Source organism: Agromyces capsici (assembly GCF_058349965.1).
This window is the reverse complement of sequence record NZ_JBYRET010000001.1, coordinates 1,165,353-1,190,745: the sequence shown is the minus strand read 5'-3', so window position 1 is coordinate 1,190,745 and position 25,393 is coordinate 1,165,353. Positions and strand designations below refer to the sequence as shown.

General features: G+C 69.8%; 24 protein-coding genes and 3 tRNA genes. 14 read left to right on the top strand and 13 right to left on the bottom strand.

Going from position 1 to position 25,393, the window contains the following annotated elements; translation table 11 throughout:
* Window positions 1-13: 13 nt before the first annotated feature.
* A complete protein-coding gene (locus AC3RKB_RS05765; protein WP_491435053.1) occupies window positions 14-445 on the bottom strand; it encodes an acyl-CoA thioesterase in 432 nt (143 codons plus the stop codon).
* 93 nt (window positions 446-538) lie between these two features.
* On the opposite strand from AC3RKB_RS05765, the gene AC3RKB_RS05760 reads away from it, so the two are divergent.
* Together AC3RKB_RS05760 and AC3RKB_RS05755 are read left to right on the top strand one after the other, a co-directional pair.
* On the top strand, window positions 539-775 hold the full coding sequence (locus AC3RKB_RS05760; protein ID WP_491435052.1) for a ribbon-helix-helix protein, CopG family: 237 nt from the start codon (window positions 539-541) through the stop codon (window positions 773-775).
* 10 nt (window positions 776-785) lie between these two features.
* A complete protein-coding gene (locus AC3RKB_RS05755) occupies window positions 786-1,208 on the top strand; it encodes a TA system VapC family ribonuclease toxin (RefSeq protein ID WP_491435051.1) in 423 nt (140 codons plus the stop codon).
* Between the two features lie 20 nt (window positions 1,209-1,228).
* On the opposite strand, the gene AC3RKB_RS05750 is transcribed toward AC3RKB_RS05755, so the two are convergent.
* Both AC3RKB_RS05750 and AC3RKB_RS05745 read right to left on the bottom strand, forming a co-directional pair.
* Complete coding sequence (locus AC3RKB_RS05750; protein WP_491435050.1) at window positions 1,229-1,900, bottom strand: phosphatase PAP2 family protein; 672 nt, start codon at window positions 1,898-1,900, stop codon at window positions 1,229-1,231.
* A gap of 89 nt (window positions 1,901-1,989) precedes the next feature.
* A tRNA-Leu gene (locus tag AC3RKB_RS05745) sits at window positions 1,990-2,076 on the bottom strand.
* Between the two features lie 257 nt (window positions 2,077-2,333).
* Between AC3RKB_RS05745 and AC3RKB_RS05740 the strand changes: the two genes are divergently transcribed.
* The 9 genes from AC3RKB_RS05740 (at window position 2,334) to pknB (ending at window position 14,661) form a co-directional block, all read left to right on the top strand.
* Entirely contained in the window at window positions 2,334-3,248 is a 915-nt protein-coding gene (locus AC3RKB_RS05740) for an HAD family hydrolase (protein ID WP_491435049.1), read from the top strand.
* Window positions 3,245-5,764 (top strand): glycoside hydrolase family 65 protein, encoded by a 2,520-nt coding sequence (locus AC3RKB_RS05735; RefSeq protein WP_491435047.1) that lies wholly within the window; start codon window positions 3,245-3,247, stop codon window positions 5,762-5,764. The genes AC3RKB_RS05740 and AC3RKB_RS05735 overlap by 4 nt, the downstream gene beginning before the upstream one ends.
* A gap of 97 nt (window positions 5,765-5,861) precedes the next feature.
* Entirely contained in the window at window positions 5,862-6,611 is a 750-nt protein-coding gene (locus AC3RKB_RS05730; protein WP_491435046.1) for an FHA domain-containing protein, read from the top strand.
* Window positions 6,608-7,156 carry an FHA domain-containing protein FhaB/FipA gene (locus AC3RKB_RS05725; protein WP_491435044.1) on the top strand — a complete coding sequence of 183 codons (549 nt, stop codon included), beginning with the start codon at window positions 6,608-6,610 and terminating at the stop codon, window positions 7,154-7,156. The genes AC3RKB_RS05730 and AC3RKB_RS05725 overlap by 4 nt, the downstream gene beginning before the upstream one ends.
* A gap of 3 nt (window positions 7,157-7,159) precedes the next feature.
* Window positions 7,160-8,392, top strand: a complete 1,233-nt coding sequence (locus AC3RKB_RS05720) for a PP2C family protein-serine/threonine phosphatase (RefSeq protein WP_491435042.1) — start codon at window positions 7,160-7,162, stop codon at window positions 8,390-8,392.
* A 61-nt stretch (window positions 8,393-8,453) separates the two neighbouring features.
* Window positions 8,454-9,785: an FtsW/RodA/SpoVE family cell cycle protein gene (locus tag AC3RKB_RS05715; RefSeq protein WP_491436762.1), complete on the top strand. Its 1,332-nt coding sequence runs from the start codon at window positions 8,454-8,456 to the stop codon at window positions 9,783-9,785.
* Window positions 9,782-11,236 carry a peptidoglycan D,D-transpeptidase FtsI family protein gene (locus AC3RKB_RS05710; RefSeq protein WP_491435041.1) on the top strand — a complete coding sequence of 485 codons (1,455 nt, stop codon included), beginning with the start codon at window positions 9,782-9,784 and terminating at the stop codon, window positions 11,234-11,236. Before AC3RKB_RS05715 ends, AC3RKB_RS05710 begins: the two co-directional genes overlap by 4 nt.
* Window positions 11,233-12,927 carry a serine/threonine protein kinase gene (locus AC3RKB_RS05705; protein WP_491435039.1) on the top strand — a complete coding sequence of 565 codons (1,695 nt, stop codon included), beginning with the start codon at window positions 11,233-11,235 and terminating at the stop codon, window positions 12,925-12,927. The genes AC3RKB_RS05710 and AC3RKB_RS05705 overlap by 4 nt, the downstream gene beginning before the upstream one ends.
* Before the next feature lie 57 nt (window positions 12,928-12,984).
* Window positions 12,985-14,661, top strand: coding sequence for a Stk1 family PASTA domain-containing Ser/Thr kinase (gene pknB / locus AC3RKB_RS05700; protein ID WP_491436761.1), 1,677 nt, complete (start codon window positions 12,985-12,987; stop codon window positions 14,659-14,661).
* A 6-nt stretch (window positions 14,662-14,667) separates the two neighbouring features.
* Here the strand turns inward: pknB and AC3RKB_RS05695 are convergent, their stop codons facing one another.
* Complete coding sequence (locus AC3RKB_RS05695; RefSeq protein ID WP_491435038.1) at window positions 14,668-15,309, bottom strand: anthranilate synthase component II; 642 nt, start codon at window positions 15,307-15,309, stop codon at window positions 14,668-14,670.
* Between the two features lie 128 nt (window positions 15,310-15,437).
* On the opposite strand from AC3RKB_RS05695, the gene AC3RKB_RS05690 reads away from it, so the two are divergent.
* A complete protein-coding gene (locus tag AC3RKB_RS05690; RefSeq protein ID WP_491435037.1) occupies window positions 15,438-15,677 on the top strand; it encodes a cell division protein CrgA in 240 nt (79 codons plus the stop codon).
* Window positions 15,678-15,900: 223 nt separating this feature from the next.
* Here the strand turns inward: AC3RKB_RS05690 and AC3RKB_RS05685 are convergent, their stop codons facing one another.
* Complete coding sequence (locus AC3RKB_RS05685) at window positions 15,901-16,758, bottom strand: rhomboid family intramembrane serine protease (RefSeq protein WP_491435035.1); 858 nt, start codon at window positions 16,756-16,758, stop codon at window positions 15,901-15,903.
* Between the two features lie 7 nt (window positions 16,759-16,765).
* Window positions 16,766-17,305 carry a peptidylprolyl isomerase gene (locus AC3RKB_RS05680; protein WP_491435034.1) on the bottom strand — a complete coding sequence of 180 codons (540 nt, stop codon included), beginning with the start codon at window positions 17,303-17,305 and terminating at the stop codon, window positions 16,766-16,768.
* Between the two features lie 121 nt (window positions 17,306-17,426).
* Here AC3RKB_RS05680 and AC3RKB_RS05675 point away from each other — a divergent pair, with 121 nt between their 5' ends.
* Together AC3RKB_RS05675 and AC3RKB_RS05670 are read left to right on the top strand one after the other, a co-directional pair.
* Entirely contained in the window at window positions 17,427-17,963 is a 537-nt protein-coding gene (locus AC3RKB_RS05675; RefSeq protein ID WP_491435033.1) for a hypothetical protein, read from the top strand.
* A gap of 573 nt (window positions 17,964-18,536) precedes the next feature.
* Window positions 18,537-18,782, top strand: a complete 246-nt coding sequence (locus AC3RKB_RS05670) for a hypothetical protein (protein WP_491435032.1) — start codon at window positions 18,537-18,539, stop codon at window positions 18,780-18,782.
* An 89-nt stretch (window positions 18,783-18,871) separates the two neighbouring features.
* Here the strand turns inward: AC3RKB_RS05670 and AC3RKB_RS05665 are convergent, their stop codons facing one another.
* From AC3RKB_RS05665 to gyrB, 7 genes are all read right to left on the bottom strand, one after another.
* Complete coding sequence (locus AC3RKB_RS05665) at window positions 18,872-19,315, bottom strand: NUDIX hydrolase (RefSeq protein WP_491435031.1); 444 nt, start codon at window positions 19,313-19,315, stop codon at window positions 18,872-18,874.
* A 12-nt stretch (window positions 19,316-19,327) separates the two neighbouring features.
* Window positions 19,328-20,104, bottom strand: a complete 777-nt coding sequence (locus tag AC3RKB_RS05660; RefSeq protein ID WP_491435030.1) for a class I SAM-dependent methyltransferase — start codon at window positions 20,102-20,104, stop codon at window positions 19,328-19,330.
* Between the two features lie 4 nt (window positions 20,105-20,108).
* A tRNA-Ala gene (locus AC3RKB_RS05655) sits at window positions 20,109-20,181 on the bottom strand.
* A 44-nt stretch (window positions 20,182-20,225) separates the two neighbouring features.
* A tRNA-Ile gene (locus AC3RKB_RS05650) sits at window positions 20,226-20,299 on the bottom strand.
* A gap of 67 nt (window positions 20,300-20,366) precedes the next feature.
* Window positions 20,367-20,771 (bottom strand): DUF3566 domain-containing protein, encoded by a 405-nt coding sequence (locus tag AC3RKB_RS05645; protein WP_465539667.1) that lies wholly within the window; start codon window positions 20,769-20,771, stop codon window positions 20,367-20,369.
* Between the two features lie 5 nt (window positions 20,772-20,776).
* Window positions 20,777-23,365, bottom strand: a complete 2,589-nt coding sequence (gene gyrA / locus AC3RKB_RS05640; protein ID WP_491435028.1) for a DNA gyrase subunit A — start codon at window positions 23,363-23,365, stop codon at window positions 20,777-20,779.
* Window positions 23,355-25,370: a DNA topoisomerase (ATP-hydrolyzing) subunit B gene (gene gyrB / locus AC3RKB_RS05635; RefSeq protein ID WP_491435027.1), complete on the bottom strand. Its 2,016-nt coding sequence runs from the start codon at window positions 25,368-25,370 to the stop codon at window positions 23,355-23,357. Before gyrB ends, gyrA begins: the two co-directional genes overlap by 11 nt.
* Window positions 25,371-25,393 lie beyond the last annotated feature (23 nt).

Below are 25,393 nucleotides of genomic sequence, written 5' to 3'. Positions count from 1 at the left end.
ATGACAATATCGCTTAGTGGGCGGGATCGATCGCGTCGCCGGATGGTGCGACCATGCGGTCGCGGAGGTACGTGATCTCGGTGTGGCCGTGGGCCGCGGGCGCCCCGTCCTCCCCCAGGTTCACGAAGACGATGCGGTCGATCGTGAGGATGCTGCGCCGCGTGATCATGTTCCGCGCCTCGGCGCGGAGCGTGATCGACGTGCGGCCGAACTCGGTGGCGACGAGGCCGATCTCGATGAGGTCGCCCTGGCGCGCAGAGCTCAGGAAGTTGATCTCGGACATGTACTTCGTCACCACGCGCCCGTTGCCGAGCTGCAGCACCGAGTAGACGACCGCCTCCTCGTCGATCCAGCGGAGCAGGCTGCCGCCGAAGAGGGTCCCGTTGGCATTGAGGTCCTCGGGGCGCACCCACTTCCGGGTGTAGAAGTTCATCTCCGGGTCCATGTTAGGACATTAGCACATATACCGTGGGTGCCGCCATGGCGTATCGGATGTCTCGCATTGCGCACGCACATATCCTGAAATATGCTCAGGCATATGCGGACGACGATCATCCTTCCCGACGAGTTCGCCCGCGCGGTGCGGGAACGGGCGCGGGCCGAGGGTCAGACGTTCACGTCGTTCCTGGAGGACGCGCTGCGCGAGCACCTCGCTCGACTCGACGGCCCCGGCATCGCACCCGAGTTCACCGTGACCCCGTACCGCGGAACCGGCCTGCGCGCGGGCGTCGACCTCGCCGACTCGGCCGCGCTCCTGGAACGGATGGAGCACTGAGCTCGTGCTGATGCCCGATGTCAACGTGCTCGTCGGCGCGTACCGCGCCGACGCACCCGATCACGACCGGCTGCGTGCGTGGCTCGAGTCGGCGGTGCGCGCACGCGAGGCGGTCGGGCTGACCGACGCGGTGCTGGCGGGATTCATCCGGGTCATCACCCACCCGCGGGTCTTCCTCGAGCCGACTCCGCTCGACGTCGCGCTCGACGAGGCCGAGACGCTCCGTGGCGCAACGGGCGTGCACCGGGTCGCCCCCGGCGCGCAGCACTGGCCGATCTTCGTCGAACTCTGCCGTGGCGGTGCGGCGCGCGGCAACCTCGTGGCCGACGCGGCGCACGCGGCGACCGCGATCGAGGCCGGCGCGACCTGGATCAGCCTCGACCGCGATTTCGCGAGGTTTCCCGGCCTGAGGTGGCGCTCGCCGCTCGACTGACGGCAACGAACGCGAACTGGTCACGCTCGCGAGGCCAGCTCCCGCCGGACCACGCCGGCGCTCCACCGCCCGAGCGCGACGCCCGCGACCGTGTCCGAGATGTGGTGCTGCCCGCGGTGGATCCGCGAGAACGCGATGGCACCGGGGATCCCGTAGCGCAGCAACGGTCCGAGCAGCCGGGCGCCGCGGACTCCGTGCCGGTCGAGCAGGTCGGCGAGCGTGGTGTGGAGCGCGACGGCCGCCGCCGTGTGCCCGGACGGGAACGACGACGTCGCGTGCGGCGGCTCCGGTCGCCACACGCCCCGCGGTCGCGGCCGTCCCACGAGCGCCGCGGATCCGACGAAGCAGGCGGTCTCGAGCGCGAGCGCCGCAGCGGGGGCGGTGGCGGAGCGCCAGTCGCGCGTGAGCCACCACGTCACGCCGCACCAGAACGCCCCGTTCGCGATCGTCTGCGGCACCCCCGAGTACCACGAGAGCGGACCGGTGACCCGATCGAGCAGCTCACGGTGCTCGGGCGGGTCGACCGGCGCGCCGTCGTCCGGACCGTGGCCGGTCGCGGCCTGGAGCGCGCGCACCGCCCGGTCCTCGCGGGGGTCGTCGCCGCCGACGAGCCGGACGGCCCGGCCAGCTGCAGCGAGCACCGCGATCGCCCCGAGCCCCGGCAGGACGAACGAGCGGACGACCCGGTGCATGCCCCGCAGCCTAGCCGTCCGGTGTCGGGCCCCTGGACGCGAAGAAGGCCCGCCGAGTCATTCCTGACTTCGATCGGGCCTTCCACTGCTGGTGCGCAAGGGGGGAGTTGAACCCCCACGCCCTCACGGGCACACGGACCTGAACCGTGCGCGTCTGCCTATTCCGCCACTTGCGCATACCGATTCGCAGTTGCGAACCAGCCAACCGAGACTAACATACCTGCGCGTGGCGTCCGTCACCGGGCGGATGGCTCAGGGCCCGGGTCTCGAGGCGCGGCTGCGCACTCCTCGACCCGCACACCTCTCCTCCACATCCCCTCCCCTCGACGTCCGCTCCCAGTCGTCCCACCCCCTCGCGCCGCCCCCGACCACGGGCATAGCCTTGACTACCGGCAACGGCGCCCGACCGTCTCCCCCAATCGAAAGGATCGCCGTGACCATCCCCCGCGACGCACGCCGGCGCGCGAACGCCTCCGAGTCCCCCGTCTCCCCCGACGAGGTCGACCTGGGCGGCATCCGCGGCTGGCTGTTCGACCTCGACGGCGTGCTCACGCCGACCGCGGTGGTGCACATGCACGCGTGGGCGCGGCTGTTCGCGCCGTTCCTCGAGGCGCACGGCGCGAAGCCGTACGCCGATGCCGACTACTTCGCCTACATCGACGGCAAGCCCCGCTACGACGGGGTCCGGTCCCTGCTCGAGAGCCGCGACATCCGGCTGCCCGAGGGCGAGGTGACCGACGCCCCCACCGAAGACACGGTGCACGGCCTCGGCAACCGCAAGAACGAGGCGTTCAACGCCACCCTGGCAGAGGAGGGCGTGCAGCCGTACCCGGCGAGCGTCGCCCTGCTCGACGCGATCGAGCGGGCGGGCGGCGCGGTGGCCGTCGTCTCGAGCTCCAAGAACGCGCCCGCCGTGCTCGCCGCAGCGGGCATCGCCGCCCGGTTCGAGGTCGTCGTCGACGGCGCGGTCGCCGCTCGCGAGGGCATCCCCGGCAAGCCCGCGCCCGACATGTTCCTGCGCGCCGCCGAACTGCTGGGCCTGCCGCCCGAGCAGTGCGCCGTGATCGAAGATGCCGAGTCGGGCGTGAAGGCCGGCGCCACCGGCCCGTTCGCGCTCGTCGTCGGCGTCGACCGCGGCGTGGGGCGCGAGGCCCTCGTCGAGCTCGGGGCCGACGTGATCGTCGACGAGCTCGACGAGCTGATCCCCGCGCTCGAGCGTGCGGGCGGGGCATCCGCCGCTCGCAACACCGACGGGTCTCGAGACGCGGCTGCGCCGCTCCTCGACCAGCACGAGGGCGATGCGGCTGCGCCGCTCCTCGACCAGCACGAAGGAGAGGACCGCGCATGAGGTTCGCCGACACCGACCCGATGAACCGCACGGTATTCCCCCTCGACGAGTGGGCGCTCGTCGAGAGCGAGTTCGGGATCGACGACATGGGCCGCACCGAGACGCTGTTCGCCGTCGGCAACGGCTACCTCGGCCTGCGCGGCAACGTCGAGGAGGGCCGCGACGGCCACATGCACGGCACGTTCGTCAACGGGTTCCACGAGACGTGGCCGATCCGCCACGCCGAGGAGGCGTTCGGGTTCGCGCGCGTCGGGCAGACGATCGTGAACGCACCCGATGCCAAGATCATCCGCCTCTACGTCGACGACGAGCCGCTCGTCATCACCGAGGCCGAGATCATGGCGTACGAGCGCCGGCTCGACTTCCGCCTCGGCGTGCTCAGCCGCCGCATCGAGTGGCGGACCCCGTCGGGCAAGCGCGTGCTCATCACGAGCCGCCGCATGGTGAGCTTCACCGACCGGCACCTCGGCGTCATCGACTACGAGGTCGAGCTGCTCGACGCCGATGCGGCGGTCACGATCTCCAGCCAGATCCTCAACCGACAGGACGGCCGCGACGAGTACCGCGGCGGGGTGACCGAGGCACCCGGCGCCTTCGACCCGCGCAAGGCCGAGACGTTCACCGAGCGGGTGCTGCAGCCGCGCGTGCAGCGCCGCGATGGCGGGCGCTACATGCTCGGCTACCAGACGACGAACTCCAAGATGGCGATCTCGGTGGGCGCACTCCACTCCATCGTCACCGACAACGAGTACACCGAGACCGGCTCGATCGGCGACGACCTCGCCAAGCACATCTACCGGATCCGCGCCCAGCGGGGCGTCCCGATCCGCATCACCAAGCTGATCAGCTACCACACGGCCCGCAAGGTACCCGCGCGGGAGCTCGTCGACCGGTGCGACCGCACGCTCGACCGCGGCGCCGAGGTCGGCGTGTCCGAGCTGTTCTCCCAGCAGCGCTCGTGGCTCGACGACTTCTGGGCGCGCTCCGACGTCGAGATCGCCGGGCAGGCCGAGCTGCAGCAGGCCGCCCGCTGGAACCTGTTCCAGCTCGCCCAGGCCACGGCACGCACCGACGGCGGCGGCGTGGCGGCGAAGGGCGTCTCAGGCTCCGGCTACGGCGGGCACTACTTCTGGGACTCCGAGATCTACGTCATGCCGTTCCTCAGCTACACGGCGCCGATCGTCGCTCGCAACGTCCTGCGATTCCGGCAGCGGATGCTGGAGGCCGCCCGCGCCCGCGCGCTCGAGCTCAACCAGCGCGGGGCGCTCTTCCCCTGGCGCACCATCAACGGGCTCGAGTCCAGCGCGTACTACGCGGCAGGCACCGCGCAGTACCACATCGACGCCGACATCTCCTACGCGCTGTGCCAGTACGTCGCGGCCACCGGCGACGAGGACTTCCTCGCGCGAGGGGCCATCGACATCCTGGTCGAGACCGCACGGATGTGGGAGGACCTCGGGTTCTGGCGCACGAACACCGACGACGTGTTCCACATCCACGGCGTCACCGGGCCCGACGAGTACACGACCGTCGTGAACGACAACCTCTACACGAACGTCATGGCGCGGGCCAACCTCGCGGCGGCCGCGGCGGCCGTCGACAACCTGCAGGTCGACGACCCCGTCGCGCACCGCAAGCTCATCGAGCGGCTGGGCGTCACGCCCGCCGAGGTCGCGAGCTGGCGCCGCGCGGCCGCGCACATGCACATCCCCTTCGACGAGAACCTCGGCGTGCACCCGCAGGACTCCGCGTTCCTCGAGAAGGAGCTGTGGGACCTCGAGCACACGCCCGACAACCACCTGCCCCTGCTCCTGCACTACCACCCGCTCGTGATCTACCGGTTCCAGGTGCTCAAGCAGGCCGACGTGGTGCTCGCCCTCTACCTCCAGGGCGACCGGTTCAGCACCGAGCAGAAGCTCGCCGACTTCGAGTACTACGATCCGCTGACCACCGGCGACTCCACCCTCTCGGCGGTCGTGCAGTCGATCATCGCGTCCGAGGTCGGCTACCACGAGCTCGCGCTGCGGTACTTCCGCTCGGCGCTGTTCGTCGACCTCGCCGACCTGCACCACAACGCCGCCGACGGCGTGCACGTCGCCTCGACCGGCGGCGTGTGGGCCGGGCTCGTGTCGGGCTTCGGCGGGTTCCGCGACCACAACGGCCGGTTCACCTTCGACCCGCGCCTGCCCGACGGCTGGGATCGCCTGAGCTTCCGGCTCACCATCCGGGGCTCGCGAATCCGCGTCGACCTCACCGCCGAGTCGATCCGATTCACGGTCGAGGTGGGCGAAGCGGATGTCGCGGTGCCGATCGACGTGCGCGGGCAGACGTTCCTCGTCACGCTCGGCGCGCCGGTCGTCGTCGCACTCGACGGACACGGCGCACGGCGCGTCGGAGCCCCCACCATGCAGAACGTGCGCGGCGCGCGACGCGCCGACGGCACCCTGCTCACCGCGTCGATCCCGACCCTCTCGCTCGACGTCGACGAGGAGGAGGCCGCCGCGATCTTCGACTGAGGCCGGTCGCCGGGGGCGCGTCGCAGCGCCGGTTCCCGGCGCGTCGGCAGCCGCTGCGGATAGCATGTCAGTCGAATCACGGACCGGACGGAGACCTGTGGGCCTACTGGACAACTTCGAGAAGGGTCTCGAGCGCGCCGTCAACGGCGCCTTCGCGAAGACCTTCCGCTCGGGGCTGCAGCCCGTGGAGATCACCGCCGCCCTCAAGCGCGAGATCGACACGAAGGCCGCGGTGGTCTCCCGCGACCGGGTCCTCGTGCCGAACAAGTTCACGGTGCGCATGTCCCCGGCCGACCACCAGCGGATGTCGTCCCTCGGCCCCGCACTCATCGACGAGCTCGTCGACCTCGTGCAGAAGCACGCCGCGAGCCAGCGCTTCCAATTCGCCGGCGGCATCATCATCTCGCTCCAGCCCGACCCCGGACTGTCCGAGGGCATGGTGCAGGTCGACTCGCAGAACGTGAAGGGCCGCGTCGCGTGGACGCCCGTGCTCGACGTCGGCGGTCGTCGCTTCCCCATCCTCAAGGGGCGCACCGTGATCGGCCGCGGCAGCGAGGCCGACATCACCCTCGACGACTCCGGCGCATCCCGGCGACACGCCGAGGTGCAGTGGGACGGCTCGCGCGCCCGCGTCCGCGACCTCGGCTCCACCAACGGCACGCAGCTCGACGGCGCACCTGTCACCGAGGCGGTCCTCGAGCCCGATTCCGTGATCACCATCGGCCGCTCGCGTATCGTGTTCCGCGTGCTCGCCCAAGCCGATCCCTCCGACAGCGCGGCCGGTCGCCGCGTCGACCCCGGCGCCCAGCGTCCCGATGCAGGCGGGTTCTGGGGGCCGGCGCAATGAGTGAACTGACCCTGCTCGTCCTGCAGCTCGGCTTCCTGTTGCTGCTCTGGGTCTTCGTGTTCGCCATCGTGTACGCGCTCCGCAGCGACCTGTTCGGGCAGCGCGTCCGCAAGCTCCAGCCCGACGCCGCCGGTGCCGCCGCGGCGCCCGCGCCGATGCGTGCCGCAGCCGCGACCTCCGAGGCGCCGACCGCGGCCGTCTCGCGTCCCGCAGCGCCGGCGGCGCCCGCCGGCGGCGGCGATGCCACCACCGAGAACGCCACGCGCCTGGTCATCACCTCCGGCGCCAAGGCCGGCGCCGAGTTCCCGCTCGGCCGCGACGAGATCACGATCGGGCGGTCGAGCGACTCGGCCATCATCATCCGCGACGACTACACCTCCACCCACCACGCCCGCCTGATGCTGTGGAACGGCCGCTGGATGATCCAGGACCTCGACTCCACCAACGGCACGTTCCTCAACGGCTCCCGAGTCACCGTGCCGACGCCCATCCCGCTCGGAGCCACCGTCAAGGTCGGAGCGACGACGTTCGAGCTGCGGCGGTAGCGCATGGCCAGCGTCAAGGCGAGCGCGGCCGTCTCGCATGTCGGCCGGGTCCGCTCCAACAACCAGGACTCGGGCTACGCGGGCCGGCGCCTGTTCCTCGTGGCCGACGGCATGGGCGGCCACGCCGGGGGCGACGTGGCGAGCGCGATCGCCACGAAGGGCATCGCCGAGGCCGACGGCGACTACGAGAGCTCGCAGGCGGCGGCGGCGGCACTCGAGCAGTCCCTGCTCTCCGCGAACCGGACGCTCGAGGAGACCGTCGCCGATCACTCCGAGCTCACCGGCATGGGCACCACGGTCAGCGCCATGCTCGTCCAGCAGGACCGGGTCGTCATCGCGCACATCGGCGACTCACGCGTCTACCTGTTGCGCTCGGGCGAACTCAGCCAGGTCTCCACCGACCACACCTTCGTGCAGCGCCTCGTCGACGCCGGCCGGATCACGGCCGAGGAGGCCATGGTCCACCCGCGGCGCTCCGTGCTCATGCGCGTGCTCGGCGACGTCGAGGCCGCGCCCGAGATCGACACGCTCGTCATCGACACGCATCCCGACGATCGCTGGATGCTCTGCTCCGACGGCCTGTCCGGCGTGGTCTCGTTCGACGAGCTGCACGAGATCCTCTCCAGCGACGCCGGGGCGAAACAGGTCGCCGACCGGCTCGTGAAGGCGTCGCTCGACGGCGGCGCCCCCGACAACGTCACGGTCGTCGTCGTCGACATCGGCGATCCGCCCGCCCCCGAGACGCCGCCGCTCGTCGTCGGCTCGGCCGCCGCACCGCTCGCGTTCGGCACGGCGCCGGAACCGGCACGGCGCCCCGGCATCCGCCTCACGCCGTTCCGCCCGCACCCCGTGCAGGAGACCCACTTCGAGCCCGACTCGGCGGAGTACTTCGACGAGCTGATCGAGGAGGACGAGCGCCGTCGGCGCCGGCGGCGCATCATGTGGGGCGTCTGGATCGCGCTGCTCATCGGCGCGATCGTCGCAGCGTTCGCGATCGGCTACCGGTGGACGCAGACCCGGTACTACGTCGGCGAGTACAACGGCCGAGTCGCCGTGTACCAGGGCATCCAGCAGGATCTCGGCCCGATCTCGCTCAGCCACCTGCACTCGGAGACCGGCGTCGACATCGCCGACCTGCGCGCGTACGACCAGCAGCGCGTCGAGCAGACGATCAGCGCGGGCTCGCTCGAGGAAGCCTCCCGGATCGTGTCGCGATTGGAGGAGTCCGTTGACTGAGCCCGGAAGCGGCCGCACCGCGGAGCGCGCGCCCGAGACGGCGAGCGTCCGTCGCATCCGCATGCCGCAGAAGCTCCGGAACCTGGAGCTCGGCCTGCTCATCGCCGCCTGCGTGATCAACGCCGGCGCGATCGTGCTCGTGCAGCTCGGCGCCATGGGCCGGATCGACACCCAACTCGTGCTGCTGGGCGCCGGCCTGTCGGCACTCGTGTTCGGCCTGCACATCGCGATGCGGTTCGTCGCGCGCGATGCCGACCCGTTCCTCCTGCCCATCGCGACGGTGCTGAACGGCCTCGGCATCGCGATGATCTACCGCATCGACATCGCCACCGGCGATGCCGGCTGGGAGAGCGCCGCGGTGCGCCAGATCGCGTGGAGCGTCATCGCCATCGTCGCGGGCTTCGCCACGATCCTGCTGATCCGCAACCACCGGGTGCTCTTCCGCTACACGTACCTGTCGGGCCTGATCGCGATCGTGCTCCTCCTGCTCCCGCTCGTTCCCGGTCTGGGTCGGCAGGTCAGCGGTGCCCGCGTCTGGATCGGCATCGGCGAGTTCGCCACCTTCCAGCCCGGCGAGATCGCCAAGATCGCCCTCGCGGTGTTCTTCGCCGGCTACCTCGTCCGCAACCGCGACTCGCTGTCGATGGTCGGGCGCACGTTCCTCGGCATGCGATTCCCCCGCGCGCGCGACCTCGGCCCGTTGCTCGTGGTCTGGGCGCTCTCCATGGCGGTCATCGTCTTCCAGCGCGACCTCGGCACGGCCCTGCTCTACTTCGGGTTGTTCCTCGTGATGCTGTACGTGGCCACGAGCCGGCTCTCGTGGGTCGTGCTCGGCCTGGGCCTCTTCTTCGGCGGCGCGATCCTCGCGAGCCAGACGCTCGACTACGTCAACGGCCGGTTCCGCAACTGGCTCGACGCCTTCAATCCCGACGTCTACGAGGCGACCGGCGGCTCCTACCAGCTCGTCCAGGGCCTGTTCGGACTCGCGAACGGCGGGCTCATCGGCACCGGACTCGGCCAGGGGCGGCCCGACCTGACTCCCGTGCCGCAGAGCGACTACATCATCGCGAGCCTCGGCGAGGAACTCGGCCTCGCCGGCGTCTTCGCCATCCTCGCCCTCTACGTGCTCTTCGTCGCCCGCGGCTTCCGCATCGGCTTCGCCGGGCAGGACGACTTCGGCAAGCTGCTCGGCGTCGGCCTCGCGTTCGTCGTCGCGCTGCAGGTGTTCATCGTCGTCGGCGGGGTCACCCGGGTCATCCCGCTCACCGGACTCACCACCCCGTTCCTCGCCGCGGGCGGCTCGTCGCTCGTGGCGAACTGGATCATCGTCGCCCTGCTCCTCAGGCTCTCCGATACGGTGCGCAACCACCCGAGGCTGGTGATCGACGGATGAACCGCGAGCTCAAGCGCGTGTCGATCGTCGCCCTCCTCATGTTCCTGACGCTCTTCGTCTCGACGACGGTGATCCAGTACGTGCAGGCCGAGAACCTCGCGGCCGATCCCCGCAACGCCCGCACGCTGTACCAGAGCTACTCCGTCGAGCGCGGGCCGATCCTCGTCGGCGGCGAGCCCATCGCGTTCTCACAGCCCTCCGACGACGACTACAAGTTCCAGCGCGTGTACGCCAACGGCCCGCTCTACGCGCCGGTCACCGGCTTCATCCCGGTCAACGGCGAGGCGACCGGACTCGAGCAGTCCCTGAACGCCGAGCTCAGCGGTCGTTCCGAGTCGCAGTTCTTCGACTCGCTCAACCGCATCATCTCCGGCCAGGACCCCATGGGAGCCTCCGTCGAGGTCGCCATCGACCCGGTCGCGCAGCAGGCCGCGTGGGACGCCCTCGGCGACTACACGGGGGCCGTCATCGTGACCGAGCCGGCCACCGGACGCATCATCGCGATGGTCACCAAGCCCACGTACGACCCGAACTCGCTCGCCGTCCACAACGGCGCCCAGGTGCAGGAGACGTACGACGCCCTCCTCGCGGACCCGGCCGACCCCCTGTTCAACCGCGCGACGGGCGGCGACATGAACCCGCCCGGTTCCGTGTTCAAGCTCGTGATGACCGCCGCGGCGCTCGAGTCGGGTCAGTATACGCCCGACTCGACGTTCCCGAATCCGGCCGAGTTCACGCTCCCCGGCACGGACTCGGTCGTGCGCAACTCCAGCGGGGGCAGCTGCGGCGGCGGATCCGAGGTCACGCTCGCGACCGCGCTGCGGCTCTCGTGCAACATCCCGTTCGCCGAGCTCGCACTGCAACTCGGCGACGACGCGATCCGTGCACAAGCCGAGAAGTTCGGATTCAACACGAACTTCACCACGCCGAACCCCACCGAGACGAGCACCTACCCGGCGAACCCCGACGAGCCGCAGACCGCGCTGACCGGGTTCGGGCAGGGCGACGTGCGCGCCACTCCGCTGCAGATGGCCATGGTCTCGGCCGCCATCGCCAACGGTGGAATCGTGATGAACCCCGAGTTGGTCGACTCGATCACCGCGCCGGACTTCCGCTCCATCCAAGAGTTCGAGGCCTCGGAGTTCGGTCGTGCGATCAGCGAGGCGACCGCGCGGACGATGACCGAGATGATGGTCGCCGGCGTCGAGAACGGTGCCGCGAGTAATGCAAGAATAGACGGCGTCAGCGTGGCCGGTAAGACGGGTACAGCGGAGAACGGCGAGGATGACCCCTACACCTTGTGGTTCACCGGTTTTGCCCCCGCCGACGACCCTCAGTATGCGATCACGGTACTCGTGGAAGACGGCGGGGGACTTGGTCAGGAGGGGTTCGGCAACGGAATTGCCGCGCCCGTGGCGAAACAGGTACTAGAGGCGGTGCTGAACAAATGAGACCGAGCGCTGGGCTCACCTTCGGAGGACGGTACGAACTACAGTCCCGGATCGCCATCGGCGGCATGGGCGAGGTCTGGCAGGCCACCGACCTCGTCATCGGACGGCAGGTCGCGATCAAGATCCTGAAGGACGAGTACCTCGGCGACCCGGGCTTCCTCGAGCGCTTCCGGGCCGAGGCACGCCACGCCGCCCTCGTGAACCACGAGGGCATCGCCAACGTCTTCGACTACGGCGAGGAGGAAGGCAGCGCCTACCTGGTGATGGAGCTCGTCCCGGGCGAGGCGCTTTCGACGATCCTCGAGCGCGAGCACGTGCTCTCGACCGACAAGGTGCTCGACATCGTCGCGCAGACCGCATCGGCGCTGCAGGCCGCGCACGCCGCGGGCCTCGTGCACCGCGACATCAAGCCGGGCAACCTGCTCATCACGCCCGACGGCCGGGTCAAGATCACGGACTTCGGGATCGCGCGCATCGCCGACCAGGTCCCGCTGACCGCGACCGGCCAGGTCATGGGCACGGTGCAGTACCTCTCGCCCGAGCAGGCGTCGGGCCACCCCGCGTCGCCCACGACCGACATCTACTCGCTCGGCATCGTCGCGTACGAGTGCCTCGCCGGACGACGTCCGTTCACCGGCGAGTCGCAGGTCGCGATCGCGATGGCCCAGATCAACGAGACGCCGCCCGACCTGCCCGTCACGGTCTCCGAGCCGGTGCGCAACCTCGTCTACGCGTGCATCGCGAAGAACCCCGCCGACCGACCGCAGACCGCGGCCCACCTCTCACGCGCGGCGAACGCCCTGCGCCGGGGCGACGTGCGCGGGGCGGCCGCCGCCGTTCCCGCGGTACTGGGTGCCGCGGCCGGCGCGACCGCCGCCACCGCGCTCCTGCCGCAGCAGGGCGCGAACACCGCGGCGACCACCGTCCTCCCGGCCGGCGCGGCCGGCGCGGCGATGACGACCGAGACCGAGGAGGAGACGGGCCAGCCGCAGAAGAAGCAGAGCCCGTGGACCTGGCCGCTCATCGTCCTCATCGCCCTGCTCGCACTGGTGCTCATCGGCACGCTGATCGCCCTCGCGGTGAACAGCGGCAACGAGCCCGACCCGACCAGCACCACCGCCGGGCGCACGACCACCACCGCACCGCCGCCCAGCACGACCACTCCGCCGCCCCCGCCGACGAGCGAGGCCCCCGAGACGGTTCAGGTCGACCGCGCCGCGTACATCGGGCGGAATGTCGACGAGGTCCGCGGCGAGCTCGAGGGCCTCGGCTTCGCCGTCAGCACCCAGGAGGGCGCCGCCGCGACCGACCCCGCGCAGGCCAACACGGTCTCGGACGTCAACCCGAGCGGCCCGCTGCCGGCCGGCTCGACGGTGACCGTCACCTTCCTCGGCGCCCCCGAGACGCCGAGCGCACCGGCGAACGCGCCGACCGTCAACCCGAGCGACGTGGAGCCGGGCGGCATCGTGAAGGTGAGCTGGCCGGCCGCGACCTGCCCCTCCGGGCAGCAGCTGAGCGGGTACGAGGTCGCCGTCACGGGCGACGCCGTCGCCCCGAGCCCGGTCGGCGCCGGCACGACGAGCGTCAACGTGCAGGCGGGCCAGCAGTCGTTCGAGGTCACCTACCGGTACTTCTGCGGCCAGCTCGACTCACCGTTCTCCCCCGCCGCCCCGGTCACCGTCGGGGACTAGACCATACGTACGCCAGAGCACGGAGGAATCGGAGGCACCGTGAACGATGACGGACGCATGCTCGCGGGTCGGTACCGCGTGGGCGCCCTCATCGGTCGCGGCGGCATGGCCGATGTCCACGTCGGAACCGACATGCGCCTCGGGCGCCAGGTCGCCATCAAGCTGCTGAAGCCGCAGTTGGCCACCGACCCGGCCTTCCGCATGCGCTTCCGCCAGGAGGCGCAGTCGGCGGCCCGGATGGCGCATCCCACCATCGTGCGCGTCTTCGACGCTGGCGAGGAGACCGTACGCGACGGGGCCGGCCAGGAGGTCCAGCTGCCGTTCATCGTGATGGAGTTCGTCGAGGGTCGCCTCCTCAAGGACATCATCCATGAGGGCCCGCTCGACCCGCTCGCGGCGGCACGGGTCATCGACGGCGTGCTCACGGCGCTCGAGTACTCGCATCGGGCCGGCGTCGTGCACCGCGACATCAAGCCCGGCAACATCATGATCACCACCGGCGGCCAGGTGAAGGTCATGGACTTCGGGATCGCGCGCGCCGTGTCCGATTCGGCGACGACCGTCGCCCAGACGACCGCGATCCTCGGGACCGCGTCGTATTTCTCGCCCGAGCAGGCGAAGGGCGAGACGGTCGATGCGCGCACCGACCTCTACAGCACTGGCGTCGTCCTCTTCGAGATGCTCACCGGCCGGCCCCCGTTCCGTGGCGACACGCCCGTCGCGGTGGCCTATCAGCACGTGAGCGAGCGTCCGGTCAAGCCGAGCGTGATCAATCCGAAGGTCTCGCCCGCGATCGACTCGGTCGTCATGCACGCGCTCGCGAAGGATCGGAACGTGCGCTATCAGACCGCTGCGGAGTTCCGCGCCGACGTCGACGCCGCGGCATCCGGTCGCGTGCCCCCGCAGCGGAAGAACGACGAGACGGCGATGTTCTTCGGCACGCCCACCGCGGCGCTGTCGACCTCCGAGCTCGCGCTGCGCCAGCTCACCGAGGACGACACGATGTCGCGCACGCAGCGCCGTCCTCCGGCGATCTGGATCTGGTCGGGCATCATCGCCGTCGTCGTGATCGTCATCGCCGTCATGTACTGGGCGTTCAACCTGCAGCCGTCCGACGACCTGCCGTCGAACTCGCGAGAGATCCCCGCCTTGACCGGCCTGACGTGGGAGGAGGCGGCGAACGAACTGCAATCGCTGACGCTTCCGGCCACCAAGCTCGAGGAGACCAACGACACCGTCCCCGCCGGCGAGGTCATCCGGACCGAACCGGCCGAGGGTGAGATCGTCGACACCGGCACCCCGGTCAACGTGTTCATCTCCACGGGCCGTGAGGCGGTGTCGGTGCCCAACGTCGTCAACAAGCCGCTCGACCAGGCGAAGGCCGACCTCGAGGCGGCCGGCCTGGTTGCGGGCAGCGAGACCCGTGAGAACTCGCCGACCGTGCCCGAGGGCATCGTGCTCGCGACCGACCCTGCGGCGGGCGCGTCGGCACAGGCGGGCGGCACGGTCAACTTCCGGATCTCCAGCGGGCTCGTGACGCTGCCCGACCTCACCGGGCAGTCGCTGCAGGCTGCGTCGTCCTACCTGGGCACGTCGACCCTGCAGCTGACCCCGGTGCCGGTACCCGACGCGAGTTGCGCGTCCGAGGCGGGCTCGCCGGTGATCCGGCAGTCGTTGCCGCCGGGCGATGTCCCGCAGGGCTCTGAGGTCGAGCTCGCCTACTGCGCGGGCTGACCCCGCTCAACCCGCGGCGCGCACGAGCGGGTTGAGCGAGCGGGAGCGCTCCTTCGCCTCGGGAAGCCCGGCGACCTCGAGCCAGTTCCCGAGCATCCGGTACCCCCCCTCGGTCAGGACGGACTCGGGGTGGAACTGCACGCCGAAGATCGGGGCCGACTCGTGGCGCAGGCCCATGATGACGCCGCCCTGCGTGCGACTCGTGACGACGAGGTCGTCGGGCACGGTGCCGTCCACGACCGCGAGCGAGTGGTAGCGAGTCGCCGTGAACGGCTGCGGAACTCCCTCGTAGAAGGCGCTGTCGTCGTGCGTGATGCGCGAGGTCTTGCCGTGCATGAGCTCCTCGGCATTGGTGACCGTCGCGCCGAACGCCTCGGCGATGGCCTGGTGGCCGAGGCACACGCCGAGCAGCGGCTGTCCCGAGCGGAGGGCGGCCTCGACGACGGGGATGGAGACGCCCGCGTCGGCCGGCTTTCCCGGTCCGGGCGAGATCAGCACACCGTCGTACTCGGCGATGCGCTCGGCGACCTCGGCGACCGGGATGTCGTCGTTGCGGACGACCTCGGTCTCGGCGCCCAGCTCCTGGAGGTAGCCGTTCAGCGTGTAGACGAAGCTGTCGTAGTTGTCGATGACGAGGATCCGGGTCATTGCTCCACCGTGACGTCGATTGGATTTGGGGATGCCGTCGATTCTATTCGCCGTCGTCGTCCCGGCCTCCGGAGCGGCATCCGCACCCGGGATCGGGGCGGGCGCCCGATTCGACTAGAATCTCCCGCATGGCACGCACGAAATCTTCGAAGCCCGCGCCCGCGGAGCAGCCGAGCGGCGAGGACGCGCCGAATCCCGTCTGGTTCAAGCCCGTCATGTTCGGGTTCATGCTCCTGGGCCTCGCCTGGATCATCGTCTTCTACGTGAGCCAGGGCGCGCTCCCGGTGGCCGCGCTGGGCTCGTGGAACATCCTGATCGGCTTCGGCATCGCCTTCGTCGGCTTCCTCATGACCACACGCTGGCGCTGACCGGCGATTCTTCGAGGCGGGGCGGATGCTGCGGCATCCGCCCCGCCTTTTCGCATCTCTGCACAGGGTTATCCACATCATCCACAGGTTTCTCCACATCATCCACACCCTGTGGAACCGGTTGATCCGCGGAATTCCAGACATCGTGCGGAATCACACCGGTGTAACTCTCCCCAACTGTGGACAGCGTTGTGGATAACCCGGAGGTGGCCCGCGGGCCGCCTCAGAAGATCGGGAAGAAGAAGTACCTGAGGCTCAGCAGGAGCAGCACCAGCGTCAGGCCGACCAGCAGTCCGATCTGCAGCCCGCGCTGGTCGCGCTTGCGGGTCTCGACGAAGATGAACCCGACGAGGGCGCCGGCCAGGAGGCCGCCGAGGTGGGCCTGCCAGGCGATGTTGAAGCCTGGTATGAACCCGATGACGAGGTTGATCCCGAGCAGGATCAGCAGCTGCGTCGCGTTGCCCCCCAGCCGACGCTGGATCACGAGGAACGCGCCCAGCAGGCCGAAGATCGCACCGGACGCGCCGACCACGCCCGTGCGGGGATCGCCGAGCCAGAGCACGCCGACCGAGCCGGCCAAGCCGGAGATCAGGTACAGCGACAGGAACCGCCAGCGGCCCAGCAGCCCCTCGAGCAGCTGGCCGAAGATCCACAGCGTGTACATGTTGAGCAGCACGTGGAAGATCAGCTCCGTCGAGTGCACGAAGACCGAGGTGAGCATGCGCCACGGCTGGAAGTTGCCGGGGATCGAGTAGACGCCCGCGTAGAGCAGTCGATCCGTGACCGCGAGCCCCGGGATCAACTGGAGCAGATACACGGCGAGAGTGATGCCGATCAGGGAATACGTCACCACCGGCGCCCCCCGGCCCGCCGCCGCGCGGGCGCGCGTCAGGGCCGCGGGCTTCGTCCGCGGGGCCGAGGTGCGCTGCTCGCGCATGCACTCGGGGCAGATGACGCCGACGGGGGCCGGGGTCTGGCATTCACCGCAGATGGTGCGACCGCAGCGCTGGCACAGCACGAAGCTCTGCCGGTCGGGATGCCGGTAGCAGACGCTCGAGCGCTCCGGCGCCGGGTCGCTCACCGCGCGATCAGAGCTGCTCGACGGTGATCTTCTCGATCACGACGTCGTCGAGGGGACGATCACGGCCGTCGGTCGGAACCGACGCCAGCTTGTCGACGACGCCCTGGCTGGCGGCATCCGTGACCTTGCCGAAGATGGTGTGCTTGCCCTGCAGCCACGTGGTCGGGCCCACGGTGATGAAGAACTGCGAGCCGTTGGTGCCGCGCCCGCCCTGGGTGCCGGCGTTCGCCATGGCGAGCACGTAGGGCTCGGTGAAGTCGAGCTCGGGGTTGATCTCGTCGTCGAAGCGGTAGCCCGGTCCGCCGACGCCCTGCCCGAGGGGGTCGCCGCCCTGGATCATGAAGCCGGGGATGATGCGGTGGAAGACGACGCCGTCGTACAGCGGGTCGGTCGAGGTCTGCCCCGTGCCCGGGTGCGTCCACTCGATCTCGCCCGTGGCGAGTCCGATGAAGTTCTCGACCGTCTTGGGCGCGTGGTGCCCGTACAGGTCGACCTTGATGTCGCCGTGGTTCGTGGTGATCGTCGCGACTGCGGTGGGATTCGGCATGACGACGATTCTCTCACGTGGGGATTCGGCGCGAGGTATGCAACCCCCTGCACTCCCACCCCACTTCCAGCTCGTTCGGTGGCAGGATGGAGGAGTTCGCTGCACAACGATGGAGGTCGAGATGAGCCTGTCACGCAAGCGCCGGAAGGAACTCAAGCGGCTGCGCAGCAGTGCAGAGGAACTGTGGGGGGGCCAGCAGGACGTGCTGGACCACGCGAGCAAGGTCGCGCGTGAAGCGAGCCGGCAGCTCAACCTGCTGACCCGCGAAGAGGTCGTTCCGCGGGTGCGCACGGGCTACGAGAGCTATGTCCGTCCGGGTGTCGACCGTGCGCGCGTCGCCGCACGCGGCGCGGGCGACTCGGTCGAGCGCACCTTGGGGAGCGCGCTCGGCTCGCTGCTCTCGATCGGCGACATCGCCAACGACACCCGCGTCCAGCGTGCGCTGCAGCGCGTGTCGCCGCGGGGCGTGGTGGTCCAGCAGAAGAAGGGACCGGGCGTGGGCACGTACCTCGCGATCGGTGCCGGCATCGTCGCAGCAGCGGGCGTCGCGTACGCCGTCTGGCAGACGTTCCGTGCCGACGACGAGCTCTGGGTCGCCGACGAGGAGCCGCCGTCCGCGTCCGGCACCTCGGGCGCCGCGCCGTCGCCGGTGATCTGACCCACGGTTGCTCGAAGGCCCCTGATCCGATGGTTCGGACGGGGGCCTTCGTCGTGTCCGGAACCCGATCGATCTCAGGGCGTGCACTGATCTTCTCGATGATTCCGGATCGATGCTTGCGGTCGAAGTGCGAAACCCGCTAGGTTCATTGGTCGGCCCGCCGTTCCGGCGGATGCCCACGAGATGAGAGGAGGCGAGACCACCATGACGATGCCGCACACGCATGACCCAATCCGTCCGGAGGTCGCCTTCCTCGTCGCGCCCTCCGGCGCCTGCTGACGTCGCGCCTTCCGCGCTGACCGCAGGATCCACGCCCGCCTGACGACGCCCGCTCGCGTTCCGAGCCTGCCTTCGTCGCACCGGCATCCGCTCACCTGACGCTCGTCCACCGGACCGGCCAGAGCCGCCGGCCCACTCCCACCGCGAGCCACCGCGCGCCGCCCGTCCGTCCGTCCGTCATTCAGGGCAGCGGATGTCGCGACGCGACCCCGTGGGAGCACGCAACGTCACCTCCCGGCGCGACGCACCCGCGCGCGCCATCCGTTCGCACCACCATCCGATGAAGGAACCACAGTGAACACCTCACTCACCGCCACCACCTCGACCTCGCAATCGGCGGCCGCCGTGCGCGCCGAGGCCGGCCGCCTGCGGGAACGCCTCGCACGCCGGGCCGGCCTGGCGCTCCTGGAGTGGAGCCGTGCCGCGGAGACCCGTCGCAGCCGCGACGACGTCGCCCGTCGCGCGGAACTCGCTCGCCGCGCCGACCGCCTGCGAGACGAGAACTTCACCACCCTCGCCGTGCTCGCCAGGACGCTCTGAGCGTCATGGCCGCCGTGCAGGAGCCGATCGGAACGGCCCCGTCCGCTCGTCGGACGGGGCCGTTCCCATGCCTGCGGAGCGCTCGGCGCTCAACTGCGCGGCAGCACCCCGTCGGCCGGTTCCTGGTCGTTGAACCGCAACGCGATGTCGAGCAGGCTCACGCGGGTGAGGGAGCCGACCTCGTCGAGCGGGAACCAGCGGGCCTCGTCGCTCGAGCCGCCGACCTCGTTGCGCAGCTCCCCGCCCACCACGCGGGCGCGGTAGACGACCCGCATGGCGTACAACGGCGCGGAACCGTGGTGCCGCTTCGCGGCGGGCACCACCATGGTGTCGATGCCGAGGAGACGTTCGATCTCGGCGTCATAGCCGGTCTCCTCGAGGATCTCGCGCCGGGCCGCCTCGACGGGATGCTCGGGCAGTTCGATGCCGCCGCCCGGCAGCGTCCACGCGGAGCGGCCGTGCTCGTTCCAGTGGGACAGCAGGATCTCGCCGTCGCGGATGATGACCCCGTACGCGGCGATGCGGATGTCCATTCCGCCACTGTATTACCCTGCGGCGAGGTCGAGCAGTACCGTCTGACCGTCGCGGCCGGTCCGGCGCGCGGTGCGCCAACCGGCGGCTCGTGCGAGTGCGTCGGCGGGCGCGAACTGGCCGCGGTGCAGTTCGAGCAGCACCCGGCCGTCGGGGGCGAGGATGTCGCGGGCGTGATCGATCACCGCTCGGATGTGGTCGAGGCCGTCCTCGCCGGCGAACAGCGCGGCATCGGGCTCATGGTCGCGCGCCTCCCGCGGGACCGTGCCGGACGCGGAGCGTGGGACGTACGGCGGCACCCCGGCGAGGAGCGTGATGCGGCCGCGGAGCCCGTCGGGCACGCCGTCGAGACGGTCTGCCCGGTGGAGGCCGGCGCCGGCTGGAAGGTTCCGGCGGGCGTAGTCGAGGGCGACCGGATCGATGTCAGCCGCGTGGAGCTCCGCTCCGGGCACGGCGATCGCGACGGTCGCTGCGATGGGAGCGACGCCGCTGTACGGCTCGAGCATCACCGGCTCCGCCTGCGACCGTGCGGCTCGCACCGTCGCCCGGGCCAGCAGCAGGCTCCGCTGCCGGGGCACGAACACGCCGGGACCGACCCGCAGGCGAAGCGAGCCGAACCGGACCCAGCCGACGATGTGCTCGAGTGGTTCGCCGGATTCTCGTCGACGGACCCGCGACTCGAGCTCGTCGTCGACGACACCGTCCTCGAGGAGGATCGCCGCTTCCTCCTCGGCGAAGACGCAGCCGGCGGCACGGAGCCTGACGGCGATGGAGGCGAGACGATCGGTCACACTGTGGAGCCTAGGAGATTCGAACTCCTGACATCCTGCTTGCAAAGCAGGCGCTCTACCAACTGAGCTAAGGCCCCGGAGGCGGAGGCCGTGGCACCCGCCGGTTGTGGAGTTATCGGAGTGGGGATACGAGGACTTGAACCTCGGACCTCTTCGTTATCAGCGAAGCGCTCTAACCGCCTGAGCTATATCCCCGAATTTCGGCCGAGGGAAAGACTACCCGACGGTGCGGGGATCGTGAAATCGACCGAACGAGCGCGGGTCAGTTGTTCGTGAACCCGACCAGGATGCCGCCCGTGATCTTGACGCTGAGGTTGTACAGCACCGCGACGACGGCGCCGAGCGCGGTCGTCACGACGAGGTTCAGCAGCGACACGACGATCGCGAAGCCCATCACGTTGCCGATCGACAGGATGGAGCGGAGGTCGGTTCCGGCACCGGCGACATCCTGCACCAGGCTGTTGAGGTTCTCGAACAGGCCGGTCGACTGCACGATCGTGAACACGAGGAACGACGCCACGATGTTCACGACGGCGAGGCACACCGCGACCAGGAACGACAGCTTCACCGCCGACCAGAAGTCGATGTAGACCAGGCGCAGGCGCACCTGCTTGGCGGGGGGCTTCCGGTTCGACTTGCCGGCCAGCTTCTCGGCAACGCTACTCATGACGGTCACTCCTCTCCTGCGGGCTCGGCCGCTTCGGCTTCGGCGGCGTCCTCCGTGAGATTCCGCTCGGAATTCTTCGCGATGGCGATGATGCGGTCTGCTGCATCGAACTTCGCGAACACGACGCCCATGGTGTCCCTGCCCTTGGCGGGGACCTCGGCGACGTCAGAGCGTACCACCTTGCCGCTGGCAAGAACCACGAGGACCTCGTCGCCCCCGGCCACGATGATCGCGCCGGCGAGGTCGCCGCGCTCCTCGCTCAGCTTGGCCACCTTGATGCCGAGGCCGCCGCGCTGCTGCTTGCGGTAGTCCTCGACGCGGGTGCGCTTGGCGTAGCCGCCCTCGGTCACCGCGAAGACGTACGTGTCGGTCGGGCTGCCGCCGTTCTCCTCGCGGGCGAGCTCGGCCTCGTCGATCGAGTGAGGCACCACGGATGCCGCGAGCAGCTCGTCGCCGGCCCGGAACGCCATGCCCTTGACCCCCGAGGTGGAGCGGCCCATGGGGCGGAGCGCCTCATCGGTCGCCTCGAAGCGGAGCGACATGCCCTTCTTCGACACGAGGAGGATCTCGTCGTTCTCGTCGACGAGCATCGCGGAGACCAGTTCGTCGCCCTCGCGCAGGTTGATCGCGATGACACCGCGCGAGCGGTTCGTGTCGTAGGCCGTCAGCTCGGTCTTCTTGACGAGCCCGTCGCGGGTCGCGAGCACGAGGAACTTCGCGACCTCGTAGTCGCGGATGTCGAGGATCTCGGCGATCTCCTCGTCGGGCTGCAGCTCGAGCAGGTTCGCGACATGCTGGCCCTTCGCGTCGCGACCGGCCTCCTGGATCTCGTACGCCTTCGCCCGGTAGACGCGGCCCATGTTGGTGAAGAACAGCAGCCAGTGGTGCGTGGTCGTGACGAAGAAGTGGTCGACGACGTCGTCGGCCCGCAGCTGCGCGCCCTTGACCCCCTTGCCGCCGCGGTGCTGCGACCGGTAGTTGTCGCTGCGGGTGCGCTTGACGTAGCCGCCGCGCGTGACCGTGACGACCATCTCCTCCTCGGGGATGAGGTCCTCGACCGACATGTCGCCGTCGAAGCCGGGCACGATGTGCGTGCGGCGCTCGTCGCCGAACTTGTCGACGATCTCACGGAGCTCGTCGGAGATGATGCTGCGCTGGCGCAGTGGCGACGCGAGGATCTCGCGGTAGTCGGCGATCTGGCGCTCGAGCTCGGCCGCCTCGTCCATGATCTTCTGGCGCTCGAGGGCCGCCAGGCGACGCAGCTGCAGCTCGAGGATGGCGCGGGCCTGGAGCTCGTCGATGTCGAGCAGCTCGATCAGGCCGTCGCGCGCGTCCTCGGCGGTCGCGGACCGGCGGATCAGCGCGATGACCTCGTCGAGCGCGTCGAGCGCCTTGAGGTAGCCGCGCAGGATGTGCATGCGCTCCTCCGCCTTGCGGAGGCGGAACTCGGTTCGACGCACGATGACGTCGACCTGGTGGTCGATCCAGTGGGCGATGAACCCGTCGATCGAGAGCGTGCGCGGCACGCCGTCGACGATCGCGAGCATGTTCGCGCCGAAGTTGTCCTGCAGCTGCGTGTGCTTGTACAGGTTGTTCAGCACGACCTTGGCGACCGCGTCGCGCTTGAGCACGATGACCAGACGCTGCCCGGTGCGGCCGGAGGATTCGTCGCGGATGTCGGCGATGCCGGCGAGCTTGCCGTCCTTGACGAGGTCGGCGATCTTGATCGCGAGGTTGTCGGGGTTGACCTGGTAGGGCAGCTCGGTGACGACCAGGCAGGTGCGGCCCTGGATCTCCTCGACGCTCACGACGGCGCGCATCGTGATCGAGCCGCGACCGGTGCGGTACGCGTCGTGGATGCCCTTCATGCCGAGGATCTGGGCACCGGTCGGGAAGTCGGGGCCCTTGATGCGCTGGATCAGCGCCTCCTGCAGCTCCTCGCGGGTGGCCTCGGGGTGCTCGAGCGCCCAGAGCGCGCCCTCGGACACCTCGCGGAGGTTGTGCGGGGGGATGTTCGTGGCCATGCCGACCGCAATGCCGACGGAACCGTTGACGAGCAGGTTCGGGAAGCGGCTCGGCAGGACGGTCGGCTCCTGCGTGCGACCGTCGTAGTTGTCCTGGAAGTCGACCGTGTCTTCCTCGATGTCGCGGACCATCTCCATGGCCAGCGGCGACATCTTGGTCTCGGTGTACCGATGCGCGGCGGCGCCGTCGTTGCCCGGCGAGCCGAAGTTGCCCTGGCCGAGCGCGAGCGGGTAGCGGAGCGACCACGGCTGGACGAGCCGGACGAGCGAGTCGTAGACCGCGCTGTCGCCGTGCGGATGGAACTGGCCCATGACGTCGCCGATGACGCGCGTGCACTTCGAGAACGCGCGATCGGGCCGGTAGCCGCCGTCGTACATCGTGTAGATCACGCGGCGGTGCACGGGCTTCAGGCCGTCGCGCACGTCGGGCAGGGCGCGCCCGATGATGACGCTCATCGCGTAGTCGAGGTACGAGCGCTGCATCTCGAGGTGCAGGTCGACCTGGTCGATGCGGCCGTGGATGCCGAAGCCCTCGCCGTCGGCGCCGGGCTCGATCACATCAGATGTCAAGGAAACGCACGTCCTTCGCGTTCTTCTGGATGAACGAGCGACGGCTCTCGACGTCGTCGCCCATCAGGGTGGAGAAGATCTCGTCGGCTGCGGCCGCGTCATCCATCGTGACCTGCAGGAGGGTGCGGGTCTCGGGGTTCATCGTCGTGTCCCACAGCTCCTGGTGGTTCATCTCGCCGAGGCCCTTGTAGCGCTGGACGCCGTTCTCCTTCGGCAGACGCCGGCCGGCGGCCTGGCCGTCGGCGATCACGGCGTCGCGCTCGCGGTCGGAGTACACGTAGTCGTGCTCGGCGTTGGACCACTTGATGCGGTACAGCGGCGGCTGGGCGAGGTAGACGTAGCCCATCTCGATGAGCGGCCGCATGTAGCGGAACAGCAGCGTCAGCAGCAGCGTCGTGATGTGCTGGCCGTCGACGTCGGCATCGGCCATCAGCACGATCTTGTGGTACCGGGCCTTCTCCGCGTTGAAGTCCTCGCCGATGCCCGTGCCGAAGGCCGTGATCATCGCCTGGATCTCGGCATTGCCGAGTGCGCGGTCGAGGCGCGCCTTCTCGACGTTCAGGATCTTGCCGCGCAGCGGGAGGATGGCCTGCGTCTCGGGGTTGCGGCCGGTCTTGGCCGAGCCGCCGGCCGAGTCGCCCTCGACGAGGAAGACCTCGGAGATCGTCGGGTCCTTGCTCGTGCAGTCGCTGAGCTTGCCCGGCATGCCACTGGTCTCGAGGAAGCCCTTTCGCCGGGTCGCCTCGCGCGCCTTGCGCGCCGCGATGCGGGCGGTCGCGGCCTGCAGGGCCTTGCGGATGATGTCGCGCGCCTGGTTCGGGTTGCGGTCGAACCAGTCGCCGAGCTGGTCGCCGACCACGCGCTGCACGAACGACTTGGCCTCGGTGTTGCCGAGCTTCGTCTTCGTCTGGCCCTCGAACTGCGGCTCGGAGAGCTTGACGGAGAGGACGGCGGTGAGCCCCTCGCGTACGTCGTCGCCCGAGAGGTTGTCGTCCTTCTCCTTGAGGATGCCCTTTTCGCGGGCGTACCGGTTGACGAGCGTCGTGAGCGCCGCCCGGAAGCCCTCTTCGTGCGTGCCGCCCTCGTGCGTGTTGATGGTGTTGGCGTACGTGTGCACCGACTCGGTGTAGGCCGTGGTCCACTGCATCGCGACCTCGAGCGCGATCTTGCGCTCGGTGTCCTCGGCCTCGAACGAGATGATCTCGTCGTTGACGAGGTCGGCCTTCTTCGTGCGGTTGAGGTACTCGACGTAGTCGACGAGGCCCCGCTCGTAGAGGAACGTGTCGGTGCGCTGGGCGGGGATCGTGATCGCGCCCGTGGTGGGGGTGTCCTCCGGGTCGATCTCGACGTGGCCTACGCGGAGGTCGGTCAGCGTGATGCGCAGGCCCTTGTTGAGGAACGCCATCTGCTGGAAGCGGGCGCGGAGGGTCTCGTAGTCGAACTCGACGGTCTCGAAGATCTCGGCGCTCGGCCAGAACGTGATCGTGGTGCCGGTCGCGTCGCTCGCCTCGTCCTGCGAGAGGGGTGCGTCGGGGACGCCGACGGTGAAGGACTGCCGCCACACGTGGCCCTGTCGCCGCACCTCGACCTCGAGACGGCTCGACAGCGCGTTGACGACCGACGAGCCCACGCCGTGCAGGCCGCCCGAGACCGCGTACCCGCCGCCGCCGAACTTGCCGCCGGCGTGGAGCACCGTGAGCACGACCTCGACGGTCGAGCGCCCCTCGGTCTTGTGGATGTCGACGGGGATGCCGCGGCCGTCGTCGACGACCCGCACGCCCCCGTCTTCCAGGATCGTCACGTCGATGTCGGTCGCATACCCCGCGAGCGCCTCGTCGACCGAGTTGTCCACGATCTCGTAGACGAGGTGGTGGAGGCCGCGTGGGCCGGTCGAGCCGATGTACATGCCCGGGCGCTTGCGGACCGCTTCGAGGCCCTCGAGCACCTGGATCGCGTCGGCGCCGTATTCGGGCGCACCCTGGGCCTTCGTCGGTTCCGCTGTCATGGGTGAATCGGGCTCCAAACCGT

Bases quoted from the DNA above. Each gene is read 5' to 3' on its own strand.
- AC3RKB_RS05765 (WP_491435053.1), bottom strand. From the start codon at position 445: ATGGACCCGGAGATGAACTTCTACACCCGGAAGTGGGTGCGCCCCGAG.
- AC3RKB_RS05760 (WP_491435052.1), top strand. From the start codon at position 539: ATGCGGACGACGATCATCCTTCCCGACGAGTTCGCCCGCGCGGTGCGG.
- AC3RKB_RS05755 (WP_491435051.1), top strand. From the start codon at position 786: ATGCCCGATGTCAACGTGCTCGTCGGCGCGTACCGCGCCGACGCACCC.
- AC3RKB_RS05750 (WP_491435050.1), bottom strand. From the start codon at position 1,900: ATGCACCGGGTCGTCCGCTCGTTCGTCCTGCCGGGGCTCGGGGCGATC.
- AC3RKB_RS05735 (WP_491435047.1), top strand. From the start codon at position 3,245: ATGAGGTTCGCCGACACCGACCCGATGAACCGCACGGTATTCCCCCTC.
- AC3RKB_RS05725 (WP_491435044.1), top strand. From the start codon at position 6,608: ATGAGTGAACTGACCCTGCTCGTCCTGCAGCTCGGCTTCCTGTTGCTG.
- AC3RKB_RS05720 (WP_491435042.1), top strand. From the start codon at position 7,160: ATGGCCAGCGTCAAGGCGAGCGCGGCCGTCTCGCATGTCGGCCGGGTC.
- AC3RKB_RS05715 (WP_491436762.1), top strand. From the start codon at position 8,454: ATGCCGCAGAAGCTCCGGAACCTGGAGCTCGGCCTGCTCATCGCCGCC.
- AC3RKB_RS05710 (WP_491435041.1), top strand. From the start codon at position 9,782: ATGAACCGCGAGCTCAAGCGCGTGTCGATCGTCGCCCTCCTCATGTTC.
- AC3RKB_RS05705 (WP_491435039.1), top strand. From the start codon at position 11,233: ATGAGACCGAGCGCTGGGCTCACCTTCGGAGGACGGTACGAACTACAG.
- pknB (WP_491436761.1), top strand. From the start codon at position 12,985: ATGCTCGCGGGTCGGTACCGCGTGGGCGCCCTCATCGGTCGCGGCGGC.
- AC3RKB_RS05695 (WP_491435038.1), bottom strand. From the start codon at position 15,309: ATGACCCGGATCCTCGTCATCGACAACTACGACAGCTTCGTCTACACG.
- AC3RKB_RS05690 (WP_491435037.1), top strand. From the start codon at position 15,438: ATGGCACGCACGAAATCTTCGAAGCCCGCGCCCGCGGAGCAGCCGAGC.
- AC3RKB_RS05680 (WP_491435034.1), bottom strand. From the start codon at position 17,305: ATGCCGAATCCCACCGCAGTCGCGACGATCACCACGAACCACGGCGAC.
- AC3RKB_RS05675 (WP_491435033.1), top strand. From the start codon at position 17,427: ATGAGCCTGTCACGCAAGCGCCGGAAGGAACTCAAGCGGCTGCGCAGC.
- AC3RKB_RS05665 (WP_491435031.1), bottom strand. From the start codon at position 19,315: ATGGACATCCGCATCGCCGCGTACGGGGTCATCATCCGCGACGGCGAG.
- AC3RKB_RS05645 (WP_465539667.1), bottom strand. From the start codon at position 20,771: ATGAGTAGCGTTGCCGAGAAGCTGGCCGGCAAGTCGAACCGGAAGCCC.
- gyrB (WP_491435027.1), bottom strand. From the start codon at position 25,370: ATGACAGCGGAACCGACGAAGGCCCAGGGTGCGCCCGAATACGGCGCC.